Here is a 23,410-nt window from a genome sequence, read left to right as displayed (position 1 = left end):
AATCTCCAACAAGTATTTTTGATTTTGAAATTATCTTGATAAATCGTACTGTTTTTTGCTCTTGAAGTCATGATGAGTGTCATAGTTGGTATTAGATAGGCACTCGATTAAGACAGTCGATCTTTCCTTGGATGATACTGTAATGGAAAACGACAGTTTTAATGTAAAACAGTGGCAACGCTATATAGAGCGAGAGATCGGCTTTATCCTGCCGAATATACAGCAGCAGTGGTTCAAAAATGCGATTGAGCATACCGCAGTATCGCATGCATTAACGACCGCGCAGCTGTGGTGCCAATTGTCAGAGAACCATGAACTGCGCCAACACTTGCTAGACAAAGTTTTGATTCATGAAAGCCGTTTTTTTCGTCACAAGCCTTCTATCGATTTTGTTGAAAAATGCGCCTTGCAACATCAAGCGAGTGCCAAGGACACTGACGACGTATTTCGTATTTGGAGTGTTGGTTGTGCAAGTGGTCAAGAGGTTTGGTCTGTGGCCATGAGTTTGGCAGCAGTCCAGCTGCCAAACTATGAAATATTAGGGACGGATGTCAGTGAAGAGGCCATCAGAAACGCCCGCTTGGGTCAATATGATAAAAGGCAGCAGTCTTTAATTCCAGCAGATTGTCAGCAATTTATCCAGCCGTTAGCCGTTGAGAGTGCGATAGAGCGTTCAAATACCAATCACTCATCTACTGTGTCAATGATGGATAATATGCAGCCGCATTGGCAAATTGCCTCTACTTTACAATCACATGTTAGTTTTACTTTGCATAATATTATCGAACACCGACCACCCACAGCGTATCTGCAAAACGTGATTATCTGCCAAAATATGTTGTTGTATTTTAGAAAATTTGATCAGCGTGATATTTTGGTGCGTCTATCAGAGCAGTGTGCGCTAGAGGGGTATATTATATTGGCTCCAGGTGAGGCGCTGTTTTGGCGTCCTTCAAATATGCGCCGTATTGCGCACCCACAGGTTAATGTGTGGCAAAAAATTAGTGCCTAAATAAGTGCTTAGACGAGTTAGGATGACCCTATGAAAAACCAGCCCAATGACATAGTGACGCTTGAGTGGCTACTGCCATTGTTCAATCAGCAATTATCACAGGTATCTAATGGCTGGCAAGTAGATGCTGTCAATGCCAATTATGAGCAGATGGCAGCGAGTTACCATGAGGTTAGTGGTGCACTGACCATGATAAAACTGTCTTCTTTAGCGAGCCTTGCTAACAAGTTGAGTTTGTTAGCAGGATTGGCGTCTAATACCGATTTATCTGTCAAAGACCGCCGCATGGGGCAACATTCTCATAGAGTATTGCAGCATGAGCTCAACCAACATGCACGCATTGGTAGCCATCATATCGCAACAGTAGATAGCGCTGAGGATGAGTTGGTTCAAGCATTGTCCAAACGAGGTCTCTCAGTAGCGTCGTCTATTAGCACCCGTAATGCCCAGCAAGAACATATATATACTGACACCAGTCATGACGCAAGCCTGAGCATTGTCAGCAGCATGGACACGGTCATACCAACCAATGTCGCTGTCACCCATTTAGAGAGTCATCAATATCAGCAGCTGTTATTGGTTTGGCGACAGCAAGTGCAAGCGTTGCTAGTGGCTAATGTCAATACATCGTCTGTGCTAACGATCTTACAAAAAGTCAGCCACTACCTCTGGCAAACGGCAGAAGAGATGGATCTTCAGCGCCTTTGGTATCTCACCGAGCTATGGCTAAATGATCTTGCTGATAACGATACGCCATTGCCGGAATATTATGCACCCTTATTAAGTCAGCTAGATCATGCCATAGAAGCCAGTGCTCAGACAGAAATCTCATTGTCGTCAGAGGATGTACAAGACCTCATCACAGCTGTCTATATTGAACTAAGTTACTTAGCAAATAGCAGTGACCGTACACAGTTAATCTTAGATGAGGTATCAAAGAGCAACACTGCAGCGCCACGCTTTTTGCTTCGATTGTTGAACGAGCTTGATACCCTTATCTTTGAGCTGGATCAGCCAGATACTCTTATCACGCCGTTGCAGCAAATAAAGCATCAGTTTGAGAGTCGTGGCTGGCGCTATTATGAGTCACAAGTTGAATCTATTCTGGCAGATTTGCAGCAGGCACTGTCCTCAGACACAGGGTTTGCACAAGAGCAGTGGCAGATTGAGCGAAAACTCCAAGAGTTGTATAACAGCATCCATAGTACCGAGCAAATCATATCACTCAAGATTGGTGAGTCAGCTTCTTTTTCTACCGTGCCTGATGTGTCTGAGAGCAATGACAGACAAGATGGCGCTATACAGCAGACGATTGCTACTGACCATGACTTGCGTGAGCTACGTATTGCGGTAGAAGAGATAAAGCAAGGCTTCGATGGATATACACAGCGCCAAGATATAAAGCTGTTGCCCGCGGCAGCCGCTTTTTCTCGTCTCGAAGATGCTTTTAATGATATGGGGCTTGCCAGTGTTCGCCAAACTATCAACGATATAGCCAGTGTCTTTGCAACATTGACGATGCATCAGGTGGCAGTATTGAGCTGGGATATGACCCAAGCGTTGGCTGAAAGCTTAACATCGATTGAACTGTTTCTTGATAGGCTAGCACAGCAGGTTTTCGACCAGCAGTTACTCACCTTGGCTAATGAACATACGGCTAGAGCAAACCAGCTCTTGGATATGTATCTTGACTCGCCAGAAGTGCCACATGATACGTGGCTTGTCCAACAAGCCATTACGACTCATAACGTGACGCGCTATGATGATAGTGGCGAGATTGCGCCTGCTATAGGAGTAGACTCTACTATTGATTCAGCAGAAAGTGATGCCCTGAGGCATGCCCGTACACAAGTCAAACCTGACAGCTTTGAAGTGGACGCAGATATTCATAATACTTTCATCAAAGAGGCGACGGAAGTTCTCTCTGATCTAGGGGATTTCTTGCCTATTTGGGAGCAGGACTCACAGGATCTGACGCCACTGACTGAAGTACGTAGAGGTTTCCATACGCTAAAAGGGTCAGGCCGTATGGTCGGTGCTTTTAGTATCAGTGAGATAGCGTGGTCAATCGAACACTTGCTCAATCGTTTGCTAAATAAGGCGTTACCTATCACAGATGACGTCGTAAACTTTGTGATAGAGACGACGAAACGTTTATCGGTACTGGTATTAGATTTTGAGGCGCAGCAACCTGCACGCTTTGACCCTGCGATTACTATCGTGCAAAGTAACAATCTCATGGCGCAGCAGCCTATCAATACTGGATTGACGATATCGGAGTCTGACAACAATGACATCTCAGATGAATCGTTAGAGAGTGCTTTAAGCGAATCACTGACCACCACTGATGATGCCGAACTGTCTTTACCTGATGATGATAAAGCGAGTAACACAGCGGAATTTTTAACCAAGTTAGAGATACCAGAGATATTGCTACCCTTTATTCATGAGTCTGAGCAGTTATCAGCCGATACTAATGATGCAGATCCCGATATTAAAGAGATATTCATAGAAGAGGCCAACGACGTATTAATCGAAATCGTACCTCTGTATGAGCGCTGGCAGCTGTCAGCGACTGACCTAGATGGGTTAAAAGATATCCGCCGTGGCTTTCATACGTTGAAAGGGTCTGGCCGTATGGTAGGGGCTAACTATAGCGCCGAGCTAGCATGGGCCATAGAAAACATGCTGAACCGTGTCCTAGACCGTAGTGTTGAGATGTCGGCTGACATGTATCAGCTGATTACGGATGTGTTGGCAGCATATCCTGCGATACTAACGGCGTTTGAGAGCAACAGCCAAGAGTACCCAGCTATGATGCCCTTATGGGTCATCTGTGCCAATGCGTATAGCAAAAAGTGCGGCGATGAATTCAGCTATGCTGAGTTGTATACGCAAGCAATCTATGAGCTTGAGCCTGCGGCAGTTCAGGATGTACCGCTGCTATCCGATAGTGACGAGACCAATAACGCTGGTGAAAGTAATAGTGAAGAGATAGATACGACGCTGCAAACGATTCATTCTGTGAACGAAAGAATGGCAGAAGCGACTATCGTCCTAACGCCTCAAACTGAAGAAGAAAAAGAGTTTTGTGAGATATTCATTGAGGAAGCAGAGGCGCTTTTAGGTAATATCGACCAGTTTGTCAAAGACAATCAAAACCGCTCATCTATCGAAGTGACAGATGATATTGTACGCGCCTTTCATACCTTGCGAGCTGCATCCGGTTCAAGCGCTCTTGCGGCTATCAGTGATGTTAGCGCAACGATAGAACATAGCTTGGCACTGTTACAGAAGCAAGACACGGCGATGAATACCCAACACTTAGAGGCATTGGCTCAATCGACCAAGCTAATGGAAGGCTATTTAAGCAATTATAAACAAAGTTTGCCGCAGCATAATGGTTCGGTAGAAGATGCACAAAGCCAAAAAGACATCGAGTCGTTGCAAGCGATGTTGGGTGAGCAGTATGTGTCTCAGAATACTAATGTCGACTCTGACCACAAACCAACGATAGAGCAATTATTAGACAATCATATTGACGAATTGTTAGATGCTGAGTGGGACTTAGATGATGCGCTTAATCATGCTGATCCAGCACAGATCAAACATTATGTAGAGCAACAAGTCTCACAAATCGCTGGACTGGCGGCTAAGGCGCAAGCATTTCCAAAATTCACGACCATTCTTAGTGAGCTGGGTAATGCTTATGTCTATCTAAGTGACAATATAGATCAGGCAAGAGACAAAGAAGTTCAATCTATACTACTGGCGGGTCATGCTCAATTGGTTGGATTGTTTGATGCATTGGCTGGTAGCACGTCATTGAAGATAGACCACAACGTCATCGACGAGCTACAAAGTATTTATCAAGCAAAAACTCCTGATGATATTGACTTTACCGTTCGAGCAGTCGCATCACCTGAGCTAAAGCTTGAATCCATTGACACTGATGATGAACTATTAGAGATATTTTTAGAAGAGGCGCAAGAGCTTGATACGGCGCTAGATGAAAGCTTCAATAAGTGGCGCGATGACATTACCAATATGAATGCGCTAAAAGTGTTGCAACGTCATTTGCATACCATTAAAGGTGGTGCGCGAATGGCTGGTATTCGCAGTATTGGCGATTTGACTCATGAAGCCGAAAGCGTTTATGAGTCATTTGTAGAGAGTCGCCGCCTGCCAACACCGCAGTGGCTAGAAGTCATGCAAATGGTGCAGGACACGATGTCATTGCAAATCATGCATATTGTGAGTCATAAAAAATCATTCTTTACGCCAGAACTGATTGAGCAATTAAGAGTACTCGAAAAAGCTAAGATATTGCCAAAGACAATAGAGCTTATTATACCAGCGCCGAAGAAGTATTTTGAGCCAACACCTCAAAGCCCAGCTATTGAGACAATTGAGCATAGAACTGATGGGTTAGATGCGCCACGCTTAGAGGACATGATCAAGCAATCATGGGCAAATGGACTACCTGATCTTGATATCTTGGCTGTGTTCTTAGAAGAAGCAGAAGAGCTGACCAACCGTAATAAATACCTGCATGTGTTCTTAAAAGACACAGCAAACACCACCGCACTACAAGCGCTGCAGCGTGACATGCATACCATCAAAGGTGGTGCGAGAATGGTAGCAGCAACGGGTACTGCTAATCTGGCTCATGCCATGGAGGCTGTGTATACCGACTTTGTGAGTCATCATCGTACAGCAACCAAAAAAGCATTGGAGCTATTGGTCGCCGGTCATGATTGGCTTGCCGATGCGGTATTTATTTTACAACAGCATATCAACCCGCCTACGCCTACATTACTGATTGAGGCATTGGAGCAGTTTAGCAAAAATTCTGATAGCTTAAAGCAAATCCCTAAAGAGTCTCTACAAGCACAGCGCGAAGCCATTTTAATTGCTAAAGAAAATCAAGGCGCTCGTTATCTTGAAAAAGACATCAGCGACATGCCTTCTATGCTCAGAGACACCAATGAGGGAGATCAAAGCGCTAATAGCAATGAGATGATCCGTATCTCTGGTGGTTTGATTGAGCATATGATTAACCTCTCAGGTGAGTCAGCGATTAACCGTGCACGTATCGACATGGGCATCAGTAGCTTAACCAATAGTATTGAAGAGATGGGTACGACGGTACAGCGACTCGCCGATCAGTTACGTCGTATGGAAATTGAGCTTGAAGCCCAGATTCTATCGCAGATAGATGAAGATCTGATCGATAACGAAGACTTTGACCCTCTAGAGATGGATCAATACTCTTCTTTGAATCAGCTGTCCAAGTCTCTGACTGAATCAGCATCGGATTTGGTTGATATCAATCAAACGCTATTGGAAAAAACCCGTGACAGTGAGAGTCTGTTATTGCAGCTATCACGGACCCAAACAGAACTGCAAGATGGTCTGATGAACTCGCGTATGGTGCCATTTACGCGCCTGACACCTCGACTTGAACGTATTGTTCGTCAGACAGCCAATGAGCTTAATAAGTCGGTAGAGTTGACCATCATTAATGCTGATGATGAAATGGATAGAACCATTCTAGAGCGGATAACCTCACCGCTTGAGCATATGCTACGTAACGCTGTCGATCATGGTATTGAAACCACGTCGACACGCTTAAAAGCAGGTAAAGAGCGTAGTGGGCACATTACTCTTGAAGTACAGCGTGAAGGTAGTGAAATTGTCATTCAATTGACAGATGATGGGCGCGGCATCGATGTAGAGGCGGTTCGTCAGCAATCTATCTCTCAAGGCCTTATTGATGTCGACGATGACAGTCTGACCGATCTTGACATCATGCAGTATATTTTCAATGCCGGTTTGAGTACCAGTAAACAGGTGACTCAGATATCTGGACGCGGCGTTGGTATGGATGTCGTTATTAGCGAGATTCGTCAATTAGGTGGTACTGTCTCGGTTGTCTCAGAGCTTGGTAAAGGCTCGCGTTTCACCATGCGATTACCACTGACGGTCGCGGTGTCCGATGCGCTCGTTGTGCGTGCAGCAGATCGTTACTATGCCATACCATTGGTACAGATCGAGCGTGTGGTACGTGTCAGCCCAGAAAAGCTCTATGATTATTATCAATCAAATGATGCGACAATAAACTTTGAAGACACGGATTATCGTGTACGCTATTTAAATGAGATTTTATCGGGCAGTAAGTTAAACGAGCTGGTCGTTAATACCAATACTAGCCTACCGCTGATTATCATTAAAAATCGTACTGGGCAAAATATTGCTTTGCAAGTTGATCAAATTGCAGGATCACGGATTGAAGTGGTTGTAAAACCGTTAGGACATCAGCTATCAAATATTCCAGGGGTTTCAGCGGCCACTATTATGGGTGATGGCTCAGTCATGCTCATTTTGGATCTGATTGCTTTGATGCGTAATGCGCAGTTGGTCAAAAATACTGCCAAAGCGACGAATGTGAGAAAAGGGCGCATTGAATCTAAGTCTACTATCTTGGTTGTCGATGACTCGGTCACAGTACGTAAAGTCACGTCACGTTTCTTAGAGCGTCACGGATTCAACGTTGCACTGGCAAAAGACGGTATCGATGCAATTGAGATATTGCAGGATATGACACCTGATATGATATTGCTAGATATAGAAATGCCTCGTATGGATGGTTTCGAGGTTGCCACGCAAGTCAGATATAATAATCGTTTACATAATATTCCAATCATTATGATTACCTCACGTACTGGTGAAAAACATCGTGAGCGTGCCCTAGACATTGGGGTAAATGACTATATGGGCAAACCATTCCAAGAAAAAGAGTTGCTTGAGAAAATCCAAAAACTACTGGGTAAAGGGGTCAGTCTGACTGATGAAGGATAATGCACGTGTTTTAGCGCTGCGAAAAAAGAGTAAGAGTGACATTAATGTGCTGGTGGTGGCAGAAGACCACCGCCAGCGTATGGCTTTTTCAGACACAGTACGTAGCTGCGGCTTTACTCTGGTTGACTGCGTCTCAAGAGCACAGTGGCAAGAAAAGAGTGAGCTGGCCAATACCACTGTCGATATTTGGTTAATAGACAGTGACTACGATGATGGCATGATAACAGCGACGACCGCCTCTAAGCCAGCAGCTGTGTTGGTCGGTTTCAGTCAAGCACCTTATCTCAATGAATCTCAGCAATATGCCAAATGGCAGCGTAAGTTGCAGCGTAAGTTTGCAGAACTGCTTGCCTTGCCGACATTGGTAAATGCTGCTGCTTACAAGAAAAGTGAGCATGAGACAGACTGGCACTATGTGGTTTTTTTGGGTGCTTCTATGGGTGGGCCTAGTGCGGTAAAGGAGTTTTTAGATAACCTGTCACCCACGCTACCAGTCTGTGTTCTACTGGCGCATCATTTTAATCATACGATGATTGAGACATTGCCGCGTATACTCAATCGCCATAATAAGTGGCGCTGTGAAATTATCGCGTCCTCACAGCGGTTGCGAGCAGGGCATTGCCTGATCGCGCCTATAGATAAGCAAGTTGTGTGTGATTCGACAGGTCGAGTAATACTACTGGATCAAGCTTGGATTGGTGAATACAAGCCTGATATTGGTCATCTTCTCAAAAACACCAGTGATGTGCATGGTAGCGAGCTTATCAATATTATATTTTCAGGCATGGGTAATGATGGCTCTCAGTATCTGGATTTAATTCAAGACAATCATAGTCAACTATGGGCGCAAGACCCGAGCACGAGTGCGTGCCCCAGTCAGCCTCAGGCTATTATTGATTCAGGCTATTGCGATTTTATTGGCAGCCCTACAGATTTGGCACAAAAATTGACTAACTATATCGGTGAAAGGGCGGCAAGCCATTCACGCTAACTTATTGTGAGCGACGTATGAAACAAATTTTGAAGCATTCGTTTGAGGCTGTCAGTCTATTGACCACCACTAATGGTATGTTAGATATCACGATTGTTCCAGCATTTGATCAGCCTGATTGGGTCATTCCCACCGGTCTGATTCTAAGCGTAGACAATCATCAAGAACGTGTATCTACCTATCATTGGCATCAGCAAGACGTGGCTGTATTTCACTTGTTACCACAAGATCAGATACCAGAGAAAATCATCGTATTGGAAGGCAATACGACAGACCATCGATTTGCCCTACAAACGGCAGGTGACTTACGTCAAATGCAAGTACGTATTTCTGACGTCAAAGATGTTGATTTACCTGAACGGTTTGGCAGCACCGATATCGATGCAAGCAATGAGTATTTGGACAAAAATGAGATAGCTTCTTATATCTACCAAGCAGTCATGATTGATGATGTGATATACATGGTCGCAGATTTGGATAAGATTGCTCATCACTTGATTGATTTGGATGACTAGCTTCTAGTCTAGGTTTGGAGTATTCTTCACTTTATAGATACCGACCCAGTAATACTTATGATTTTTACGGTTGCATGAGTCGCTATTTTTTCTATAAAATTGATTGAAAATAACTTCGCACACAGATAATAGAGCCCTTCATGAACAATACTCGCTCGCATGTAGCAAAATGGCCTATCAGTAGCCGTATTTTTCACTGGATTAGCGCCGCTCTACTGCTAGTCACATGGTCAATGATCCTATTGTATGAATACTTAGGTAGCAACTCATACATTGGCTATCACAAAGCATTTGGCATCAGCTTGCTGTGCTGGATGATTGCGCGTGTGATAAATCGCATATTTACTAAGGCGCCACCACCGATACCAATGCCAAAATGGCAGTCACTGGCATCGAAGCTGTCGCACTTCGCTCTGTACGCCATCCTCATTGCAATGCCGATGGCGGGTCTATTAATGTCTGTATATGGTGGTCGACCAGTCGATATTTTTGGCTTGTTCCAAATCCCTGTATTCGTTACGCCTGATCGCACCTTAGCGCGTTTTTATAATGATTTGCATGTGGATATCATTTGGACAATGATTATAGGCTTTACCGTATTACATATCGTAGCCGCGCTATACCATCAGTTCGTTAAAAAAGACAATTTAATAGCACGTATGAAATAGGCAGTTATTGATAAAAACCTTGCTATAATGCCTTTATATGCTATACCAACAGACACATACAAAAAAGCCCTAAGTAATATACTTAGGGCTTTTTTAGGTGAGACCTAAAAGTGTTTATTGATAATATGAGTGTTTACCCATTTACTTTTTATGTTCAGGCAAATTGATATTCATCTCTAACACATCCAAACTGTCCTCAGAACGATGATTGATGTTGACATCATCAATCTGTACACCATTGACGTATTTATTAACCACTTCTAAGATTTCACGCTTCATTTTCTCGATACGATCAGCCGTTAGTCGGTTGTTTAAGCGGTTTTCGCTAGCAACGATAACCTTAAGTCGCTCAGTCGCTAGATTAGCGCTGCCTGTATTATTGTTATCGTCAGTACCAAATAGGCTACTCCAAAATCCTTTTTTCTTAGTCATTATTAACCCCCAAACCAGCGCTGTAGTAGACTCTTTTTCTTCACATCAATGTGACGTAGTGGACGCTCTTCACCTAAAAAACGAGCGACGATATCATCATAGCATTGGCCGGCAACAGAATCGGTATAATGAATAACAGGCTCACCGTGGTTAGAAGCCTCAAGAACAGAATGACTTTCAGGAACAACACCAAGCAATGGTACTTTCAAAATATCATTAGAGATGGTATCAATATCCATCATCTCATTTGCAGCAGCACGTTCAGGATTATAACGAGTGATGATCAGATGCTCACGTACCGTGCCCTGATTCTCTGCCACTTTCTTGGTTTGGCTCTGCAAAATACCGATAATGCGATCCGAGTCACGTACTGATGAAATCTCGGGGTTAGTAACGATAATGGCCTCATCAGCATGATACATCGCCAACTGCGCACCGCGTTCGATACCAGCAGGTGAGTCGCAAATGATATAGTCAAACTGCTTAGAGAGCTCATCCATCACTTCTGATACGCCCTCGTCAGTCAGTGCGTCTTTATCACGGGTTTGACTGGCAGGTAGGATAAACAAGTTTTCAAGCTGTTTGTCTTTGACCAGTGCTTGCGATAAGCGTGCGTTACCAGTAATAACATCCACAAAGTCATACACAATTCGATTTTCACAACCCATGATCAAGTCTAAATTACGTAGACCAACATCAAAATCGATAACAACCGTTTTATAGCCACGTAATGCTAAACCAGCGGCAAAAGACGCACTTGTTGTGGTTTTACCCACACCGCCTTTACCTGAAGTGATTACAACTATCTTCGCCACAATGGCACACTCCTATGAATCAATGGGATATCTTTTATATGAACAGCATAATTGCAGGATATTAGCCTACTAAATTATACTATCTGCGAAGCTAGCCTAGCATAAATAAACAAAGATTTATAGCCAGTCTATACAAAAGCAGAAAAACAACTTATAGACAAGCTATGAAGCCTTTATACTTGATCTTAATAGGCTGATATTAATGATTTTGACGCAATAATAAAGGCACCTATACCTCTTAAATTTTGACAAAAACCAGCCTGTCTTATCGAACAGTCTCTTAATTGAACCGACTCACTACCTGGATAAGGCCATCAGCCTATTAAAGCAGGGCAGTCTTATTCATTATAGGTTCGACGGTCATGCAGTGTAGCCAGTTTGTTTTTCACAAAAATCACCTGATCGTGTATTCTTTTTAATAAGGTGACGGTTCCTCTACATTTAATGGATGGTACGGCATCATCTATGGCTTATTATCTGTATGCCACTATGCCACTATGCCACTATGCCACTATGCTTCATCCATCACCGTAAACACCAAACCTTCGCCTTCGACGAACCTAACCTGAACTGACTTGTCGATGACATGTGGAGGTAAGTTGTCTCGCAAGCAATAAGTCCCTGCAACGGACACCAATGAGGGGTTGAAAACTTGGCAAAAAATTCGAGCATCTTTGTCACCTGTTGCGCCTGCAACCAAACGACCTTGGGCACGGCCATACACGTGTAAGCTATTATCAGTAATGGCTTCAGCACCGCTATTGATACTACTGGTCAAAATCAAGTCACCACCGACGTGATTCAGGCTCTGTCCTGAGCGTAGCATCTGATCGTAGATGAGACTGGTGATGTGCTGAGCGTTCAGCAACATCTCTGTTGGGGCACTAGACAGGGTTGTTTCAGTCTGAGAGGTGCTAGCGGCAGCATCAGCGCTATCGTTATCACTGACACCGTTACTTGATGTGGCTTCTACAATGGGCTTAGCAGCGCTCAAGGGTTTTTTGCTAGGGATAATACGCTCAATACGCTTGCCATCTGCTGGAAAGATAGCCAGACGTTGCTCAATGGCTTGTGAGTCGAGTAAGCCCGTCACCACCCCGATCGGCTGTAACCCCCATGACCACAGAAGCTCTATCAATACGGATAAATCTTGCTCTACCTCACTATCGATCAGAATAGGGATGTTGCTTACTTTATTGCTTAGTGTTTCAGCGAGCTGTGCTTCGATAGCGCCGAGCTCATTTGTACTGAGCTGCAAGCGTGAAAAGGTCAGCATCTTGCCATAGAATGCCAAAGCGGGCGCGGTGCTTTCGGTCTGGGTATCGTTGTTTGAAACTGTCATATATAAACTCTCAAAAATAATGCTGTCGGCTACAGTCACGGTCGTATTTTTATGGTCAAATCAGGGTGTTTGGTAGTCGTGTCACGGATTTAATCCGTTATAGATTTAACATGTCTTGGTGTTTCCACTGCTGCACTTTTACCTGTGCTTCAAACTCAGTCAAACTGTCTTCAATGATACTCGAAATTAAGGCATCTAGTGCTGGAACATTGGTATTTATTTGAGCCACACCGCTGGCAATGGCCACCATCAATGAATCAAGGAGCTTTGGATCGAGTAGGCGCGTGTTCAGCGCATATACTACGTTTTCGCCTATATTGTGCCCAACGTATTGCAGTTGAGACTCAATTAAACTGCCCGCAATAGGTATCATGCGTAGGTAACGGCGTAGCTCAGGTGTGTTTGCCAAACCCTCTTCAATCGCATTGCCGACTTCAGTGGCCAATATACTGCCACCGCCTGACGCTGTGGTTAGCTCTTGTAGCTTGGGCACCAGCTCTGCACGTAATACAGATAATAACGCCGCTTCAATTTCAACACGGTTTTTTGCAATGGTCGACTCGATGAAGGATTTATGAGTGTCTGAATTGGTGAGTTCTTGTCGAAAGTTCTGTATCGTGGTCAAAATAACACGATCCGAAAGCTCTTCTAACAGTAGATCAATATAGAACTTGATACGATTGATCCACGTTTGCGGTAACACTTGATAACCCAGCTGGTATAGACGACGTCCAATAACCACTGCGCGCAGTAACCGCAAGGCGCGTAGCTGCGGAAAACAGCCCAATACTTCATACCAATGTACAAAAGGAAAAAAGAACCAGCGATAGTAGACTTTATCCTTAATAGAGATAGCCCAGCGTAACAACAGCTCAAATACTAAAAATAGCGTAAAAAAGCCGCCAACAGTGCGTAGTGGATCATGCAACGTTGTTTGATACCAGATAAGTGCGTCGCTCATCGTCAGCCACTGCGCAGCATTGGCACTAAAGTTGCTCATCAAAATAGCATCCAGACTGATTAATAATAAATCAATACTGATGGCAATAAGCATGACGATGTCATAAGTCAGTTTTAGGCGGCTTGGTTTTGGGTGGTTTGGCTTCAGTGGCTCACCTTCTGCTAGATGAGGCGAGACAGGCGCTGTTGCTAGAGGCGTGCTAGTAGAGGAGGTGGGCACAGTCATACCTTATAATGATAAATGGCACAAAGCGTAAATGGATTTTGATGGTCGATACAGGTGTCAACGCGCACATATTGCCGTCAATACCGTAACAATCCTCAAAAAACGATGACTAGTGACATTATCAATGAATAAGGCTAAAAAACAACCCATCTCTTACTAAAATATACGTATGGCTTTAACCATTACGATAGCGTGTGCCCTCTGTATAATAGTTAGCTACATAAGAGTTAGCTGCGTAAAGGAATCAAGCATGACTATGGCTTAGGGTTTTCGGAAAAATCTGCGAGCATCTCTGTGATGCGTTGGTCTTTTTGACGCCAGACTTGTTCGACCCAATCAAACATTTGCGCTTTGATGTCTTCATCATATTCGTAGCCGCCTTGCTTGATACCAGCAAACAGAGCGTCTGGTATGTCGATATATCTCAAATCAACGCCCAAACGTTTGATATTGCCTTTCCATAGATCGCCATAGCTTGGCACACCATCAGGGTACACGATCGTCATATCTAATATGCCATCGATATCATCACCTAATGCGCTGATAGCCAATGACAGTCCGCCTGCGCGTGGTTTTAGCAAATGAGTATAAGGAGATTGCTGCTTGGCATGCTTGCCTTTAGTAAATCGCGTGCCTTCTAAATAATTCAACAAGGTAAAGGGTTTGTCCTTTAAGAGCGCGCAGGCACGTTTTGCCTCTTCTATATCTTTACCCTTTAATGCAGGATTTTTTGCGATGGCTTCTTTGGAGTGCCTACGCATCATGGGAAAGTCTAAAAAGTAAAAAGCTTGACCGACAATAGGAATATAAATCAGCTCAAACTTGGTAAAAAATCGCGTCAGTGGTAAGCGCTTTTCACCAATGTATTGCACGATACTGGTGTCTACCCAAGACTGGTGATTGCTGACAAGCAAGTATTTACCATTGATATGCACATCATCAGGTAATGTGATTCGCCAGTCTTTACGTGGCAGCATGTCATCGATCAAAGCACTGTTACTGCTGATCCAATAAGTAGCGATTTTAATTACAGCTTTGTCTGCGATGGGAGCGCCCGTGATAACTTTGCCAACACCCATCAGCCATAATGGAATACTACCGCCAAAGCTATTGGCCGCGATAACGCCTGTGGCTGTGGCAAGTGAGATGGCCTTACTGAGTGTTGGGGCACGCTTGTGCATTTTTCGAATGGCAGAAGTCAATCGCATGCTCAATCCTTTTTGTTCAATCTTATTAAATTGTGTCAGTTGCCGATAGATTTTAGCAAATATTTCATCTAATCTTCATTAGAGCAAGCCTTATTTGGCGGTATAATTTTAGCAGAATTGGGGCAGGCGAGATGAGGGTAAACGTGACTTGTGATAGCAGAAAATACAGAATATCTGTTAAGTCGATAGCGAGTGTCAGTAATATAATCTGCACTTCTCATACATAGGCATGACAAAATATTACACACGTTTAGATTGCAGTTGCCATAATAATGGCGATAAGTACTTAAAAGATTAATGGATAATCTTTATAAAAAAGCACGATTTATATAACTTTTGCACACAAATTTGATACTTGAGAGGAAATATTATGCGTAATACATTAATGATTGCAGCAGTAGCATCAGGTCTAGTTCTTAGCGGTTGTACTACTACTGCTGATGGACAACAACGTCTGAATAAAACCGCTATTGGTAGCTTAGCTGGTGCAGTTGGTGGCGCCGCTATTTCTAAAGCAACTGGTGGCGACAAAACTGGTCGTGACGCAGCGATTGGTGCAGCACTAGGCGCTGGCGTTGGTTACTACATGGAGCGTCAAGCTAAGCAGCTTGAGCAACAGATGGCTGGTACTGGCGTGACTGTTGAGCAGAACCCAACGACTGGTAACATTGATCTTGTTATGCCAGGTAGCATCACGTTCTCATTCAATGATGCAACGCTTAGCCAATCATTCAAGCCTACGCTTGATAAGCTAGCGACTACCATGAACCAGTATAACCAAAACACCATTACTATTGCTGGTCACACTGATAGTGTAGGTTCAGCATCTTATAACATGGGTCTGTCACGTGACCGTGCTTACTCAGTTGCTAACTATTTAACAGCTCGCGGTGTTGCTTCTAACCGTGTTAACGTCGTCGCTTACGGCGAGTCACGTCCAGTTGCAGATAACAACAGTGATTACGGTCGTCAGCAAAACCGCCGTGTTGAGCTAACAGTTAACGCTCCACAGAGCGTAAACTAATCTATATTTTCTTACAGATATCGAGTACGTATCGTCTAGATTGAGATAGATACTCCTAAAAGAGTCAGCAATATGCTGGCTCTTTTTTTTGTGTTTAAGTTGGTGATAGCAGTGGATTTTCGTAGATTAAGTTAATATAAAATTAAATATTGATAATGATTATCAATAACACTATAATTTACCAGTGTTTTTTATCATCACGATATTATAAGTCTTGCTCGCGTCTCATAAATAACGATGGCGTATGGATAAGGCAGCTAACTGTAATTATGGCTTGATTATCAGAATAATTGAGGCTACTTAACCAAAACAAATTTTTGCTATATTTTTGAGGATATGTATGACGATTACCACAGTAAAGAGCCGTAAGATTCTACCAACTACTTTAGCTGTTGCACTGGCAGGACTATTGATGGTGTCGGGCTGTACCAAACAAGCCGATGAGAAAACGACTGCGAGCACAGAAGCGCAGGCAGACGTAGCAAGCACTGAGTCAAGTGATGGCACAGAGATTTCAGCGGCTGAAAAAGCACACATTGATAGATTGGTTATCAGCTATGCAAATATGGCACATGCTGCTTATAAAGACTCGCTCGACACTGCTAAAGCCTTGCAAACGGCAGTAAACACATACGTAACCACGCCAACACAAGAAAATCTAGACGCTGCTAAAGCAGCCTATAAAGCTGCACGTCAGCCGTATTCACAAACCGAAATTTTCCGTTTTGATGAAGGCTTTGTGACAGCAAATGATAAGCGCGCTATCAATAGTATCGATAGCTGGGAAGGTCAGATCAATGCTTGGCCACTGGATGAAGCACTGATTGATTATGTCAGTGATGACTATGAAGGCGAATATAATAGCAAAGACAACATCATCAATAGTGATAGTATCGCTGTGGGTAGTGTCAAGCAAGATACTACTACCATTACGCCTGAGCTACTTGCAGAAATGAACGAGATCGGTGGTAGCGAAGCCAACGTCACGACGGGCTATCATGCCATTGAGTTCATGCTATGGGGTCAAGACACCAACGGCGTCAAAGAAGGTGCTGGCAATCGTCCAGTCACTGATTATGCGACTGAAGCTGGTCAGTGTACCAGTGGCGACACAGTCAACGAAGATGCCAGTATTTGTGAGCGCCGTGGTGAGTTTTTAAAGGCAGCAACTCAATTGCTAGTGGATGATTTGACCGCGATGGAAGCCCAGTGGCAGCCTGAAACTGACAATACCTTGCGTAGTGATCTGATGGCACGTAAGTATGATAATGGTTTGCGCCAAATTATGTATCAAATGGGTAGCCTAGCCTTAGGTGAGCTTGCCTCTGAGCGTATGCAGGTTGCCTTTGTGACAGGCTCTACCGAAGACGAGCATGAGTGCTTTAGTGATTTGACGCATCTAAGCTATGCCAATAATGCCCGCGGTATTCAGAATGTCTTTAATGGTAACTATAAAACCGTCGCTGGCAAAACAGTGGGCGGTTATGGTATCAAAGACTATCTCACGGATAACGGACATACAGAGGCTGCTGATAAATTGGCTGCTGACTTTAACAAAGTAGAAGGTGCATTCAATGTCATCGTAGAAAAAGGCGAAAAAGACGGCATCAAAATTGATCAGATGATCGCAACTGTCGGTCAAGCAAGTAAAGAAGGCATCTCTGCTGAAGAGCAAAATACGCGCCGTGGATGGGTTGAAGCGGGTATCAACAGCTTGCAAGAGCTGACCGCTGGTATCGAAAACGCGGCCAAGGCTGTCGGAATTGATAATCTAGATGCGGACGCGGGTTCACAGTTTTAGGCTCAGCTGTGATGAGTAGAGGCTGTTCATGCTATTTATGATATTGCATCAGTGATGACAATTGAATGAGCATTGGCCTTTATACAGGTAAATTGGATATAGTACATACGTTGTCGACTAGGGTTGGCAACGTATTTTTACGAGCTTTTAGATGATTATGCCTAGGACGAATAAGGGCGTGACTGCTCGAAATTTTCATGGTTCTACTCCAAAACCAAGGCGCTTAATTTTTATGAAAGCCATTTATACCAAATCTTCTGCTTCTCTTTTCCCTTCTAAACGGTCAAATAACCTCCCATCCAAACTTGTGCTCATGATGATGGGTACGATTGCATTGATTGCCTGTCAGCCAGCAGACAACGCCTCTGACAAGGCTTCAGACAATAAAGACAGTGCAAATACTCAACTGCTCACCTCTGAGCATGACAAAAATATCGAAGCATTGGCGGGTGTGCCGATGCAGCAATTGGTCAGTTTTGATCCTCAAGAGATCAAGCAAGGCGGCGACTCTGGTATCAGTATCAGTAGTGCAGAGAGCTACTCTAAACCTTCATCGAACATAGCGGCGTCACGCAAGGGGTCGTTTTTCATCGGCAATGCATTCTTTAAGCAGCCATGGGTCGTGGCCCCTGCCAGTACTGACAGTCGTGATGGACTGGGTGCATTGTTCAATGTGGCAGCTTGTCAGTCCTGTCATGTGAAAGACGGACGAGGCCACGCGCCGATGACCGCCGATGACGATGCAGACAGTTTGTTGATTCGTCTGTCTATGCCTGCGACCACGGACGAGCAACGAGAGCAACTAAAGAACTCGCTCATCGAAAAAGTCGTCCACCCGATGTATGGGGGGCAGCTGCAAGATCGTGGTATTCAAGGTGTGCCTGCTGAGGCGAGAATAGCTGTGCAGTGGACGGATAAGCCTGTGACTTTTGCTGATGGATACGTCGAGACGCTGCGTGCGCCAACGTTTAACTTAACCAATCTAGGTTATGGTGCTTTTGATGATGCGATGATGGTATCACCGCGTGTGGCGCTACCAATGATTGGACTGGGATTACTCGAGCAAATACCTGATAACGATATCAAAAAACAAGCCGTTAATCAGGATAAAAGTGACATCAGTGGCAAGTTCAATTGGGTCATGGATCCGCAAACTGGCAAACAAGCGCTTGGGCGTTTTGGTTGGAAAGCTGGTCAAACTAAACTTATTACTCAGAACCAAAGTGCCTTTAACGAAGACATGGGTCTGACGTCGAACATCCGTCCTAACGAGTCATGTATGCCAACGCAGACCGCTTGCCTAAATGCAGCGACAGGTGCTGATGAGCAGGGTAATGGTAAATCACCTGTCGAAGTGAATGATGAGGTGGCTAAGTTTGTGGAGTTTTATACTCGTAATCTAGCAGTGCCGCATCGCCGTAACGCTGATGATGCGCTCGTACTCGCTGGTAAAAAACGCTTTTATGACATGGGTTGTCAAAGCTGCCATACGCCAAGATATCAGTTGCCAAAAACCGACGATGATCATCTTGAGCAGCATGGACAAGTGATTTATCCTTACACAGATTTGTTATTGCATGACATGGGTGATGATCTTGCCGATCGTACGATCGCAGGTAAATTACCACCGAAAGATTTCCAAGTTGAGTTCTTAGCCAGCTCTTATGAGTGGCGCACACCTGCACTTTGGGGCGTGGGACTGGCTCAAACGGTTGACCCACAAGCGACTTTTTTGCACGATGGTCGTGCTCGTACGCTAATGGAAGCTGTACTGTGGCATGGCGGAGAAGCCAAAAAACAGCAGCAGGAAGTATTGAAATTAGATAAGAAAGGTCGCACTGAGCTAAATGCGTTCTTAAAATCATTATAAAAACAACACGGCCAAATACGGTGTGTGAGCTTTTTTTGATAATGATGTACATACGATATAACTGACTACTTATAATATTACCGAGAAACTTATGAAAATAAACCACGCTTTGGCAATGGCACTATCTGCATTGAGCGCCGGATTGCTTATTAGCTGTGTCAAACCCGCTGACGATAATAAAACGGCAGAGGTGGACAGTCAAAAAGTCGTTCAAGACAGCCCAGCAGACGTTGACGGTGCGAGCGCTGAAAAAATCGTCGCTGTCGATATCAGTCCTGAGACCCAAACGACCTACTTGACGCATGTGGCAGACGAGATTGTGATTCCAGCCTATGCCGATGTGGCCAAGCAAAGTGACCTGCTGAACGAGTTGGCGCAAAAACACTGTCAGCAAGCGCCTGTCAGCGGTGACGAGCTACAGTCACTACGCGCGCAGTGGTTGGTACTAGCACAAGCTTGGGCGAGTGCTGAGATGGTCAATTTTGGCCCTGCGACTGCCAGCATGAGCAATTTATACATCAACTACTACCCCGATGAGCGCGGCTTGGTGCATAGCGGTGTGGCAGATTTGATTGCTGCCAATCCAAAGCTAACGCCAGAGCAGCTCGCTGACGAAAGTGCGATTGTACAAGGCGTGCCAGGATTAGAAGAAGCTCTATATGCCAATGACAGCTTGGACGCAGGCCAATGTGCTTATGTGCTTAGCGCAACGAGTGCGCTTAGCACCCGTCTAAAAGCTATTGAGAAAAACTGGCAACAGAACGCGACCGAATTATTGGCGATTGATAAAACAGCTGAGAGCGATCGAGGCCTAAACCAATGGGTCAACTCTTTGCTATCATTGATTGAGACTATGAAGTCTAACGCGATCGATCAGCCACTTGGTCTGACGGGCAAAGCAAAAGGCCATCTGCCAGCTGCTACTGCTGGTCAAAGCCGCGCTATTATCAATGCCAAATTAGACACTATCAATAAAGCCATGACCGACCCTGTATTGACGGCTATTCTCAACAGCAATGGCGAGAGTAAAGTCACTGACAATCTGTCAACTGCCTTGGCTGATACAACCACGTTGCTGGCGCAGATGCCAGAAGATCTGGCAAAAGCGGACAAAGCTGATCAAAAAGCGCTATATGACCATCTCACGACAGTCACGCGCTTAATCAAGCGTCAATTGATCCCAGCACTTGGCATCCGTGTGGGTTTCAATAGTACTGATGGCGATTAGACAATGTCTATCATCGAAGCGAATGCAGCAGTGCAAGTGCCCACCAACCGTCAATCATCGTCTGGGGTACAGTCAAGAGCACTAAGTTATGAGCTACTGACAACCTCGATGCTGACAGCACTTGGTACAGTAGCTCTAGTCGGCATACATCACCGTTATCGTAAACAGCAGCATCCAGATGCCAGTTTGCAAGACTATGTCAATGGTATTCGTACGCAGTGGCAGACATTACGATCTGTCCCTGATTCTACGCCGACGCTCGCGCGCTTGCGTTATGCTTATCAGCAAGCATCGGCAACGTGGCAGCAGGCTTATCAGCATGATATAGGTAATGATAAGCCTGCTGCACCTGACTTTACTGCTATGCACACGACGACGATGTTGGCGCGACCAGTCAGCTGGGTCAGCGGTGTGGCATCTATGCCAAAAGACCAAACGTCACTGAATCATAATGAGCATGATTTTGGTGTGGTTGGTATCGATGCTGATCGCCAAATCGTCTGGCAGACGACTATGCCAGAGCGTGTCCATGATATCGTTGTACAGCCCCTGTCCAAGCCTAACCGTGAACCTAAGCCTGATGCTCACGATGAGTCTGATGTTCAAGATAAGTCAACTTATGCTACCCAAAAACGCGATGTCGTCGTGATGGGACGACGCCCAAGCGAAAAATTTTGGGTGCTAAAGACCTCTAATGGACAAGTACAATATGCGATAAAATCTGATGAGAATCGACATTTTTATGGTCATGCTTGCTATAGCTTAGATGGCAAATGGCTCTATGTGACTGAGAATGATACAGTCAGTCTGGCAGGTAAAATTGGTATCTATGATGCCAACGATGCTTATAAAAAAATAGCAGAGTTCGACTCGCATGGTATTGGCCCGCATGAGCTGATTATGCATCCTGATGGTCAAACGCTAGTGATTGCAAATGGCGGTATCAAAACTGAGCAAGCATCACGCGAGGAGCTAAATCTAGATACCATGCGCCCATCATTGGTGTATCTGAATCGCCATGATGGCACACTGCTTGAGCAAGTGACTCCCGAGCACAACCAGATGAGTGTGCGCCACTTAGCCATGCACGATGATGGCACTGTCATGATTGGTATTCAGTTCCAAGGTGAAAAGCACGTCAATGTGCCTTTGGTATTGACTCATCAGCGTGGTGATGTCAGTTTGACACCGCTCACGATGCCAAACAATCAATGGCAACGCTTTCATCAGTATATCGCTAGCGTGGCCGTCGATAGTGAGCGCAATCTACTCTGCGTAACCACGCCGATTGGTGGTTGTGCGGCGATCTATGATTTGACGACTCGAGATTTAATCGATGATGTCAGTCTGCCAGACTGTGCAGGGGCTTCGATTTTAGCTAACTCTGATGCATCAGCTTCAGCTAGTAACATCGACGACCGTACTGAGCCTTCAGGATTTATCGTCAGTAATGGGCAAGGACAATTAACAGCGTTAAGGGTAAATGCTTTGCCAAAGGTAACACTGGACGCAAATGATGCTGAACATTCTGAACGTATTATCAAAAGCAGCACGCCACATAAAATGTCTTTTGACAACCATTTGCAAGCATTATGATATGTGACATTTAGCGAGAGCAACAGCTGAATAGGCATGGCGATTAATAATGACTATTACTAGAATCTTAGTAATAGTCATTCAAGGAGATAGGGTATTAGCGTAGACATCAGTTTAGATACTGTCAGGCAGCAGCTTATGCAGGCTGGTATCGAGCTGCATGTTAGCAAAAAGCGTGTCAAAAATATCAACTTTCGCCTAAAACCTTATTCACTGATGGTCTCTGTGCCGATGACTATCAGTGAAGCACAGCTAGTACAGTTTGTGGCCAAGCGCATACCTTGGGCCATGATGCATCACCCGCAAGTATTAGCGCAATACAGACGTAGACAGAGCAAGTCATCAAACTCTTCAACTGCTAATAGTTCAGTCCTACTATGGGGTAAAGAGCAATCAGTTACGCTCAGTCCCGATAAAAAAATCACATACTATCGGCAGCAACTCTCTGATGTTGCACCATCGCTATTCGACAAGTGGCAACCAATCGTTGGCGCTCATGCTAATGAGATTCGTCTGAAAAAAATGCACACACGCTGGGGCAGCTGCAACACTCGTGCAAAGCGAATTTGGCTGTCCGTTTATCTGCCTGCTTATCCTATCGAATGCACAGAATACGTCATTGTCCACGAGCTGTGCCATTTACATCATGCCAATCACAGTCATGCATTTTGGCAGACAGTGGCGACAGCCATGCCAGATTATAAGCAATGGCATAATATGCTGGCGGGCAAAACAGGTCAGTTGGATTAAAGGTATCACCTAACTATCTATTTAACTAACTAACTATCTACCTAATCACCTAACTATCTAGATGGGCCTAGTAAATGCCCTGAGATTATCTACGCTACTGTCCTTGTTTAA

General features: G+C 44.6%; 16 protein-coding genes. 11 read left to right on the top strand and 5 right to left on the bottom strand.

Translation table 11 applies throughout. The features are described 5' to 3' along the window. Nucleotides 1-142 precede the first annotated feature (142 nt). From I6E86_RS07000 to I6E86_RS06980, 5 genes are all read left to right on the top strand, one after another. The gene (locus tag I6E86_RS07000; protein WP_197176437.1) at nucleotides 143-1,012 is read left to right on the top strand and encodes a CheR family methyltransferase; all 870 of its coding nucleotides are present in this window, start codon (nucleotides 143-145) and stop codon (nucleotides 1,010-1,012) included. A 30-nt stretch (nucleotides 1,013-1,042) separates the two neighbouring features. Continuing rightward, nucleotides 1,043-7,873, top strand: a complete 6,831-nt coding sequence (locus I6E86_RS06995; protein ID WP_197176435.1) for an Hpt domain-containing protein — start codon at nucleotides 1,043-1,045, stop codon at nucleotides 7,871-7,873. Then, nucleotides 7,863-8,864: a chemotaxis protein CheB gene (locus I6E86_RS06990; RefSeq protein WP_197176426.1), complete on the top strand. Its 1,002-nt coding sequence runs from the start codon at nucleotides 7,863-7,865 to the stop codon at nucleotides 8,862-8,864. The genes I6E86_RS06995 and I6E86_RS06990 overlap by 11 nt, the downstream gene beginning before the upstream one ends. Before the next feature lie 17 nt (nucleotides 8,865-8,881). After that, nucleotides 8,882-9,379, top strand: a complete 498-nt coding sequence (locus I6E86_RS06985) for a hypothetical protein (protein WP_197176424.1) — start codon at nucleotides 8,882-8,884, stop codon at nucleotides 9,377-9,379. Nucleotides 9,380-9,519: 140 nt separating this feature from the next. Next, nucleotides 9,520-10,047 carry a cytochrome b gene (locus I6E86_RS06980; RefSeq protein WP_197176422.1) on the top strand — a complete coding sequence of 176 codons (528 nt, stop codon included), beginning with the start codon at nucleotides 9,520-9,522 and terminating at the stop codon, nucleotides 10,045-10,047. Between the two features lie 141 nt (nucleotides 10,048-10,188). Here the strand turns inward: I6E86_RS06980 and minE are convergent, their stop codons facing one another. The 5 genes from minE to I6E86_RS06955 all read right to left on the bottom strand — a co-directional run bounded on the left by minE (nucleotide 10,189) and on the right by I6E86_RS06955 (nucleotide 15,030). Then, nucleotides 10,189-10,479: a cell division topological specificity factor MinE gene (gene minE, locus I6E86_RS06975; RefSeq protein WP_194364620.1), complete on the bottom strand. Its 291-nt coding sequence runs from the start codon at nucleotides 10,477-10,479 to the stop codon at nucleotides 10,189-10,191. A 2-nt stretch (nucleotides 10,480-10,481) separates the two neighbouring features. Beyond that, the gene (gene minD / locus I6E86_RS06970; RefSeq protein WP_194364621.1) at nucleotides 10,482-11,294 is read right to left on the bottom strand and encodes a septum site-determining protein MinD; all 813 of its coding nucleotides are present in this window, start codon (nucleotides 11,292-11,294) and stop codon (nucleotides 10,482-10,484) included. Nucleotides 11,295-11,805: 511 nt separating this feature from the next. Then, entirely contained in the window at nucleotides 11,806-12,636 is an 831-nt protein-coding gene (minC, locus tag I6E86_RS06965; protein ID WP_197176421.1) for a septum site-determining protein MinC, read from the bottom strand. 97 nt (nucleotides 12,637-12,733) lie between these two features. Beyond that, entirely contained in the window at nucleotides 12,734-13,822 is a 1,089-nt protein-coding gene (locus I6E86_RS06960) for a hypothetical protein (RefSeq protein WP_197176419.1), read from the bottom strand. A 254-nt stretch (nucleotides 13,823-14,076) separates the two neighbouring features. After that, complete coding sequence (locus I6E86_RS06955) at nucleotides 14,077-15,030, bottom strand: acyltransferase (RefSeq protein ID WP_197176418.1); 954 nt, start codon at nucleotides 15,028-15,030, stop codon at nucleotides 14,077-14,079. A gap of 370 nt (nucleotides 15,031-15,400) precedes the next feature. On the opposite strand from I6E86_RS06955, the gene I6E86_RS06950 reads away from it, so the two are divergent. The 6 genes from I6E86_RS06950 (at nucleotide 15,401) to I6E86_RS06925 (ending at nucleotide 23,299) form a co-directional block, all read left to right on the top strand. Beyond that, a complete protein-coding gene (locus tag I6E86_RS06950; protein ID WP_194364625.1) occupies nucleotides 15,401-16,054 on the top strand; it encodes an OmpA family protein in 654 nt (217 codons plus the stop codon). Nucleotides 16,055-16,394: 340 nt separating this feature from the next. Then, on the top strand, nucleotides 16,395-17,855 hold the full coding sequence (locus I6E86_RS06945) for an imelysin family protein (protein ID WP_197176417.1): 1,461 nt from the start codon (nucleotides 16,395-16,397) through the stop codon (nucleotides 17,853-17,855). A 313-nt stretch (nucleotides 17,856-18,168) separates the two neighbouring features. Beyond that, nucleotides 18,169-19,725, top strand: a complete 1,557-nt coding sequence (locus I6E86_RS06940; RefSeq protein WP_197176626.1) for a di-heme oxidoredictase family protein — start codon at nucleotides 18,169-18,171, stop codon at nucleotides 19,723-19,725. A 91-nt stretch (nucleotides 19,726-19,816) separates the two neighbouring features. Then, a complete protein-coding gene (locus tag I6E86_RS06935; RefSeq protein ID WP_197176416.1) occupies nucleotides 19,817-20,953 on the top strand; it encodes an imelysin family protein in 1,137 nt (378 codons plus the stop codon). 3 nt (nucleotides 20,954-20,956) lie between these two features. Further along, nucleotides 20,957-22,549 carry a DUF1513 domain-containing protein gene (locus I6E86_RS06930; RefSeq protein ID WP_197176415.1) on the top strand — a complete coding sequence of 531 codons (1,593 nt, stop codon included), beginning with the start codon at nucleotides 20,957-20,959 and terminating at the stop codon, nucleotides 22,547-22,549. A 138-nt stretch (nucleotides 22,550-22,687) separates the two neighbouring features. Next, nucleotides 22,688-23,299 carry a M48 family metallopeptidase gene (locus I6E86_RS06925; protein ID WP_197176414.1) on the top strand — a complete coding sequence of 204 codons (612 nt, stop codon included), beginning with the start codon at nucleotides 22,688-22,690 and terminating at the stop codon, nucleotides 23,297-23,299. Nucleotides 23,300-23,410 lie beyond the last annotated feature (111 nt).

It is taken from the genome of Psychrobacter sp. SWN149 (genome assembly GCF_015864565.1).
Classification (GTDB): Bacteria; Pseudomonadota; Gammaproteobacteria; order Pseudomonadales; family Moraxellaceae; genus Psychrobacter.
Note: the sequence above shows the minus strand (reverse complement) of the source record. Positions and strands in the feature narration are given on the sequence as shown.

Excerpts from the sequence above, each read along its gene's own strand:
- I6E86_RS07000 (WP_197176437.1), top strand. The coding sequence starts at position 143 with ATGGAAAACGACAGTTTTAATGTAAAACAGTGGCAACGCTATATAGAG.
- I6E86_RS06955 (WP_197176418.1), bottom strand. The coding sequence starts at position 15,030 with ATGCGATTGACTTCTGCCATTCGAAAAATGCACAAGCGTGCCCCAACA.
- I6E86_RS06990 (WP_197176426.1), top strand. The coding sequence starts at position 7,863 with ATGAAGGATAATGCACGTGTTTTAGCGCTGCGAAAAAAGAGTAAGAGT.
- I6E86_RS06930 (WP_197176415.1), top strand. The coding sequence starts at position 20,957 with ATGTCTATCATCGAAGCGAATGCAGCAGTGCAAGTGCCCACCAACCGT.
- I6E86_RS06925 (WP_197176414.1), top strand. The coding sequence starts at position 22,688 with ATGCAGGCTGGTATCGAGCTGCATGTTAGCAAAAAGCGTGTCAAAAAT.
- I6E86_RS06960 (WP_197176419.1), bottom strand. The coding sequence starts at position 13,822 with ATGACTGTGCCCACCTCCTCTACTAGCACGCCTCTAGCAACAGCGCCT.
- I6E86_RS06980 (WP_197176422.1), top strand. The coding sequence starts at position 9,520 with ATGAACAATACTCGCTCGCATGTAGCAAAATGGCCTATCAGTAGCCGT.
- I6E86_RS06935 (WP_197176416.1), top strand. The coding sequence starts at position 19,817 with ATGAAAATAAACCACGCTTTGGCAATGGCACTATCTGCATTGAGCGCC.
- I6E86_RS06950 (WP_194364625.1), top strand. The coding sequence starts at position 15,401 with ATGCGTAATACATTAATGATTGCAGCAGTAGCATCAGGTCTAGTTCTT.
- I6E86_RS06945 (WP_197176417.1), top strand. The coding sequence starts at position 16,395 with ATGACGATTACCACAGTAAAGAGCCGTAAGATTCTACCAACTACTTTA.
- minC (WP_197176421.1), bottom strand. The coding sequence starts at position 12,636 with ATGACAGTTTCAAACAACGATACCCAGACCGAAAGCACCGCGCCCGCT.
- minE (WP_194364620.1), bottom strand. The coding sequence starts at position 10,479 with ATGACTAAGAAAAAAGGATTTTGGAGTAGCCTATTTGGTACTGACGAT.
- I6E86_RS06985 (WP_197176424.1), top strand. The coding sequence starts at position 8,882 with ATGAAACAAATTTTGAAGCATTCGTTTGAGGCTGTCAGTCTATTGACC.
- I6E86_RS06995 (WP_197176435.1), top strand. The coding sequence starts at position 1,043 with ATGAAAAACCAGCCCAATGACATAGTGACGCTTGAGTGGCTACTGCCA.
- I6E86_RS06940 (WP_197176626.1), top strand. The coding sequence starts at position 18,169 with ATGATGATGGGTACGATTGCATTGATTGCCTGTCAGCCAGCAGACAAC.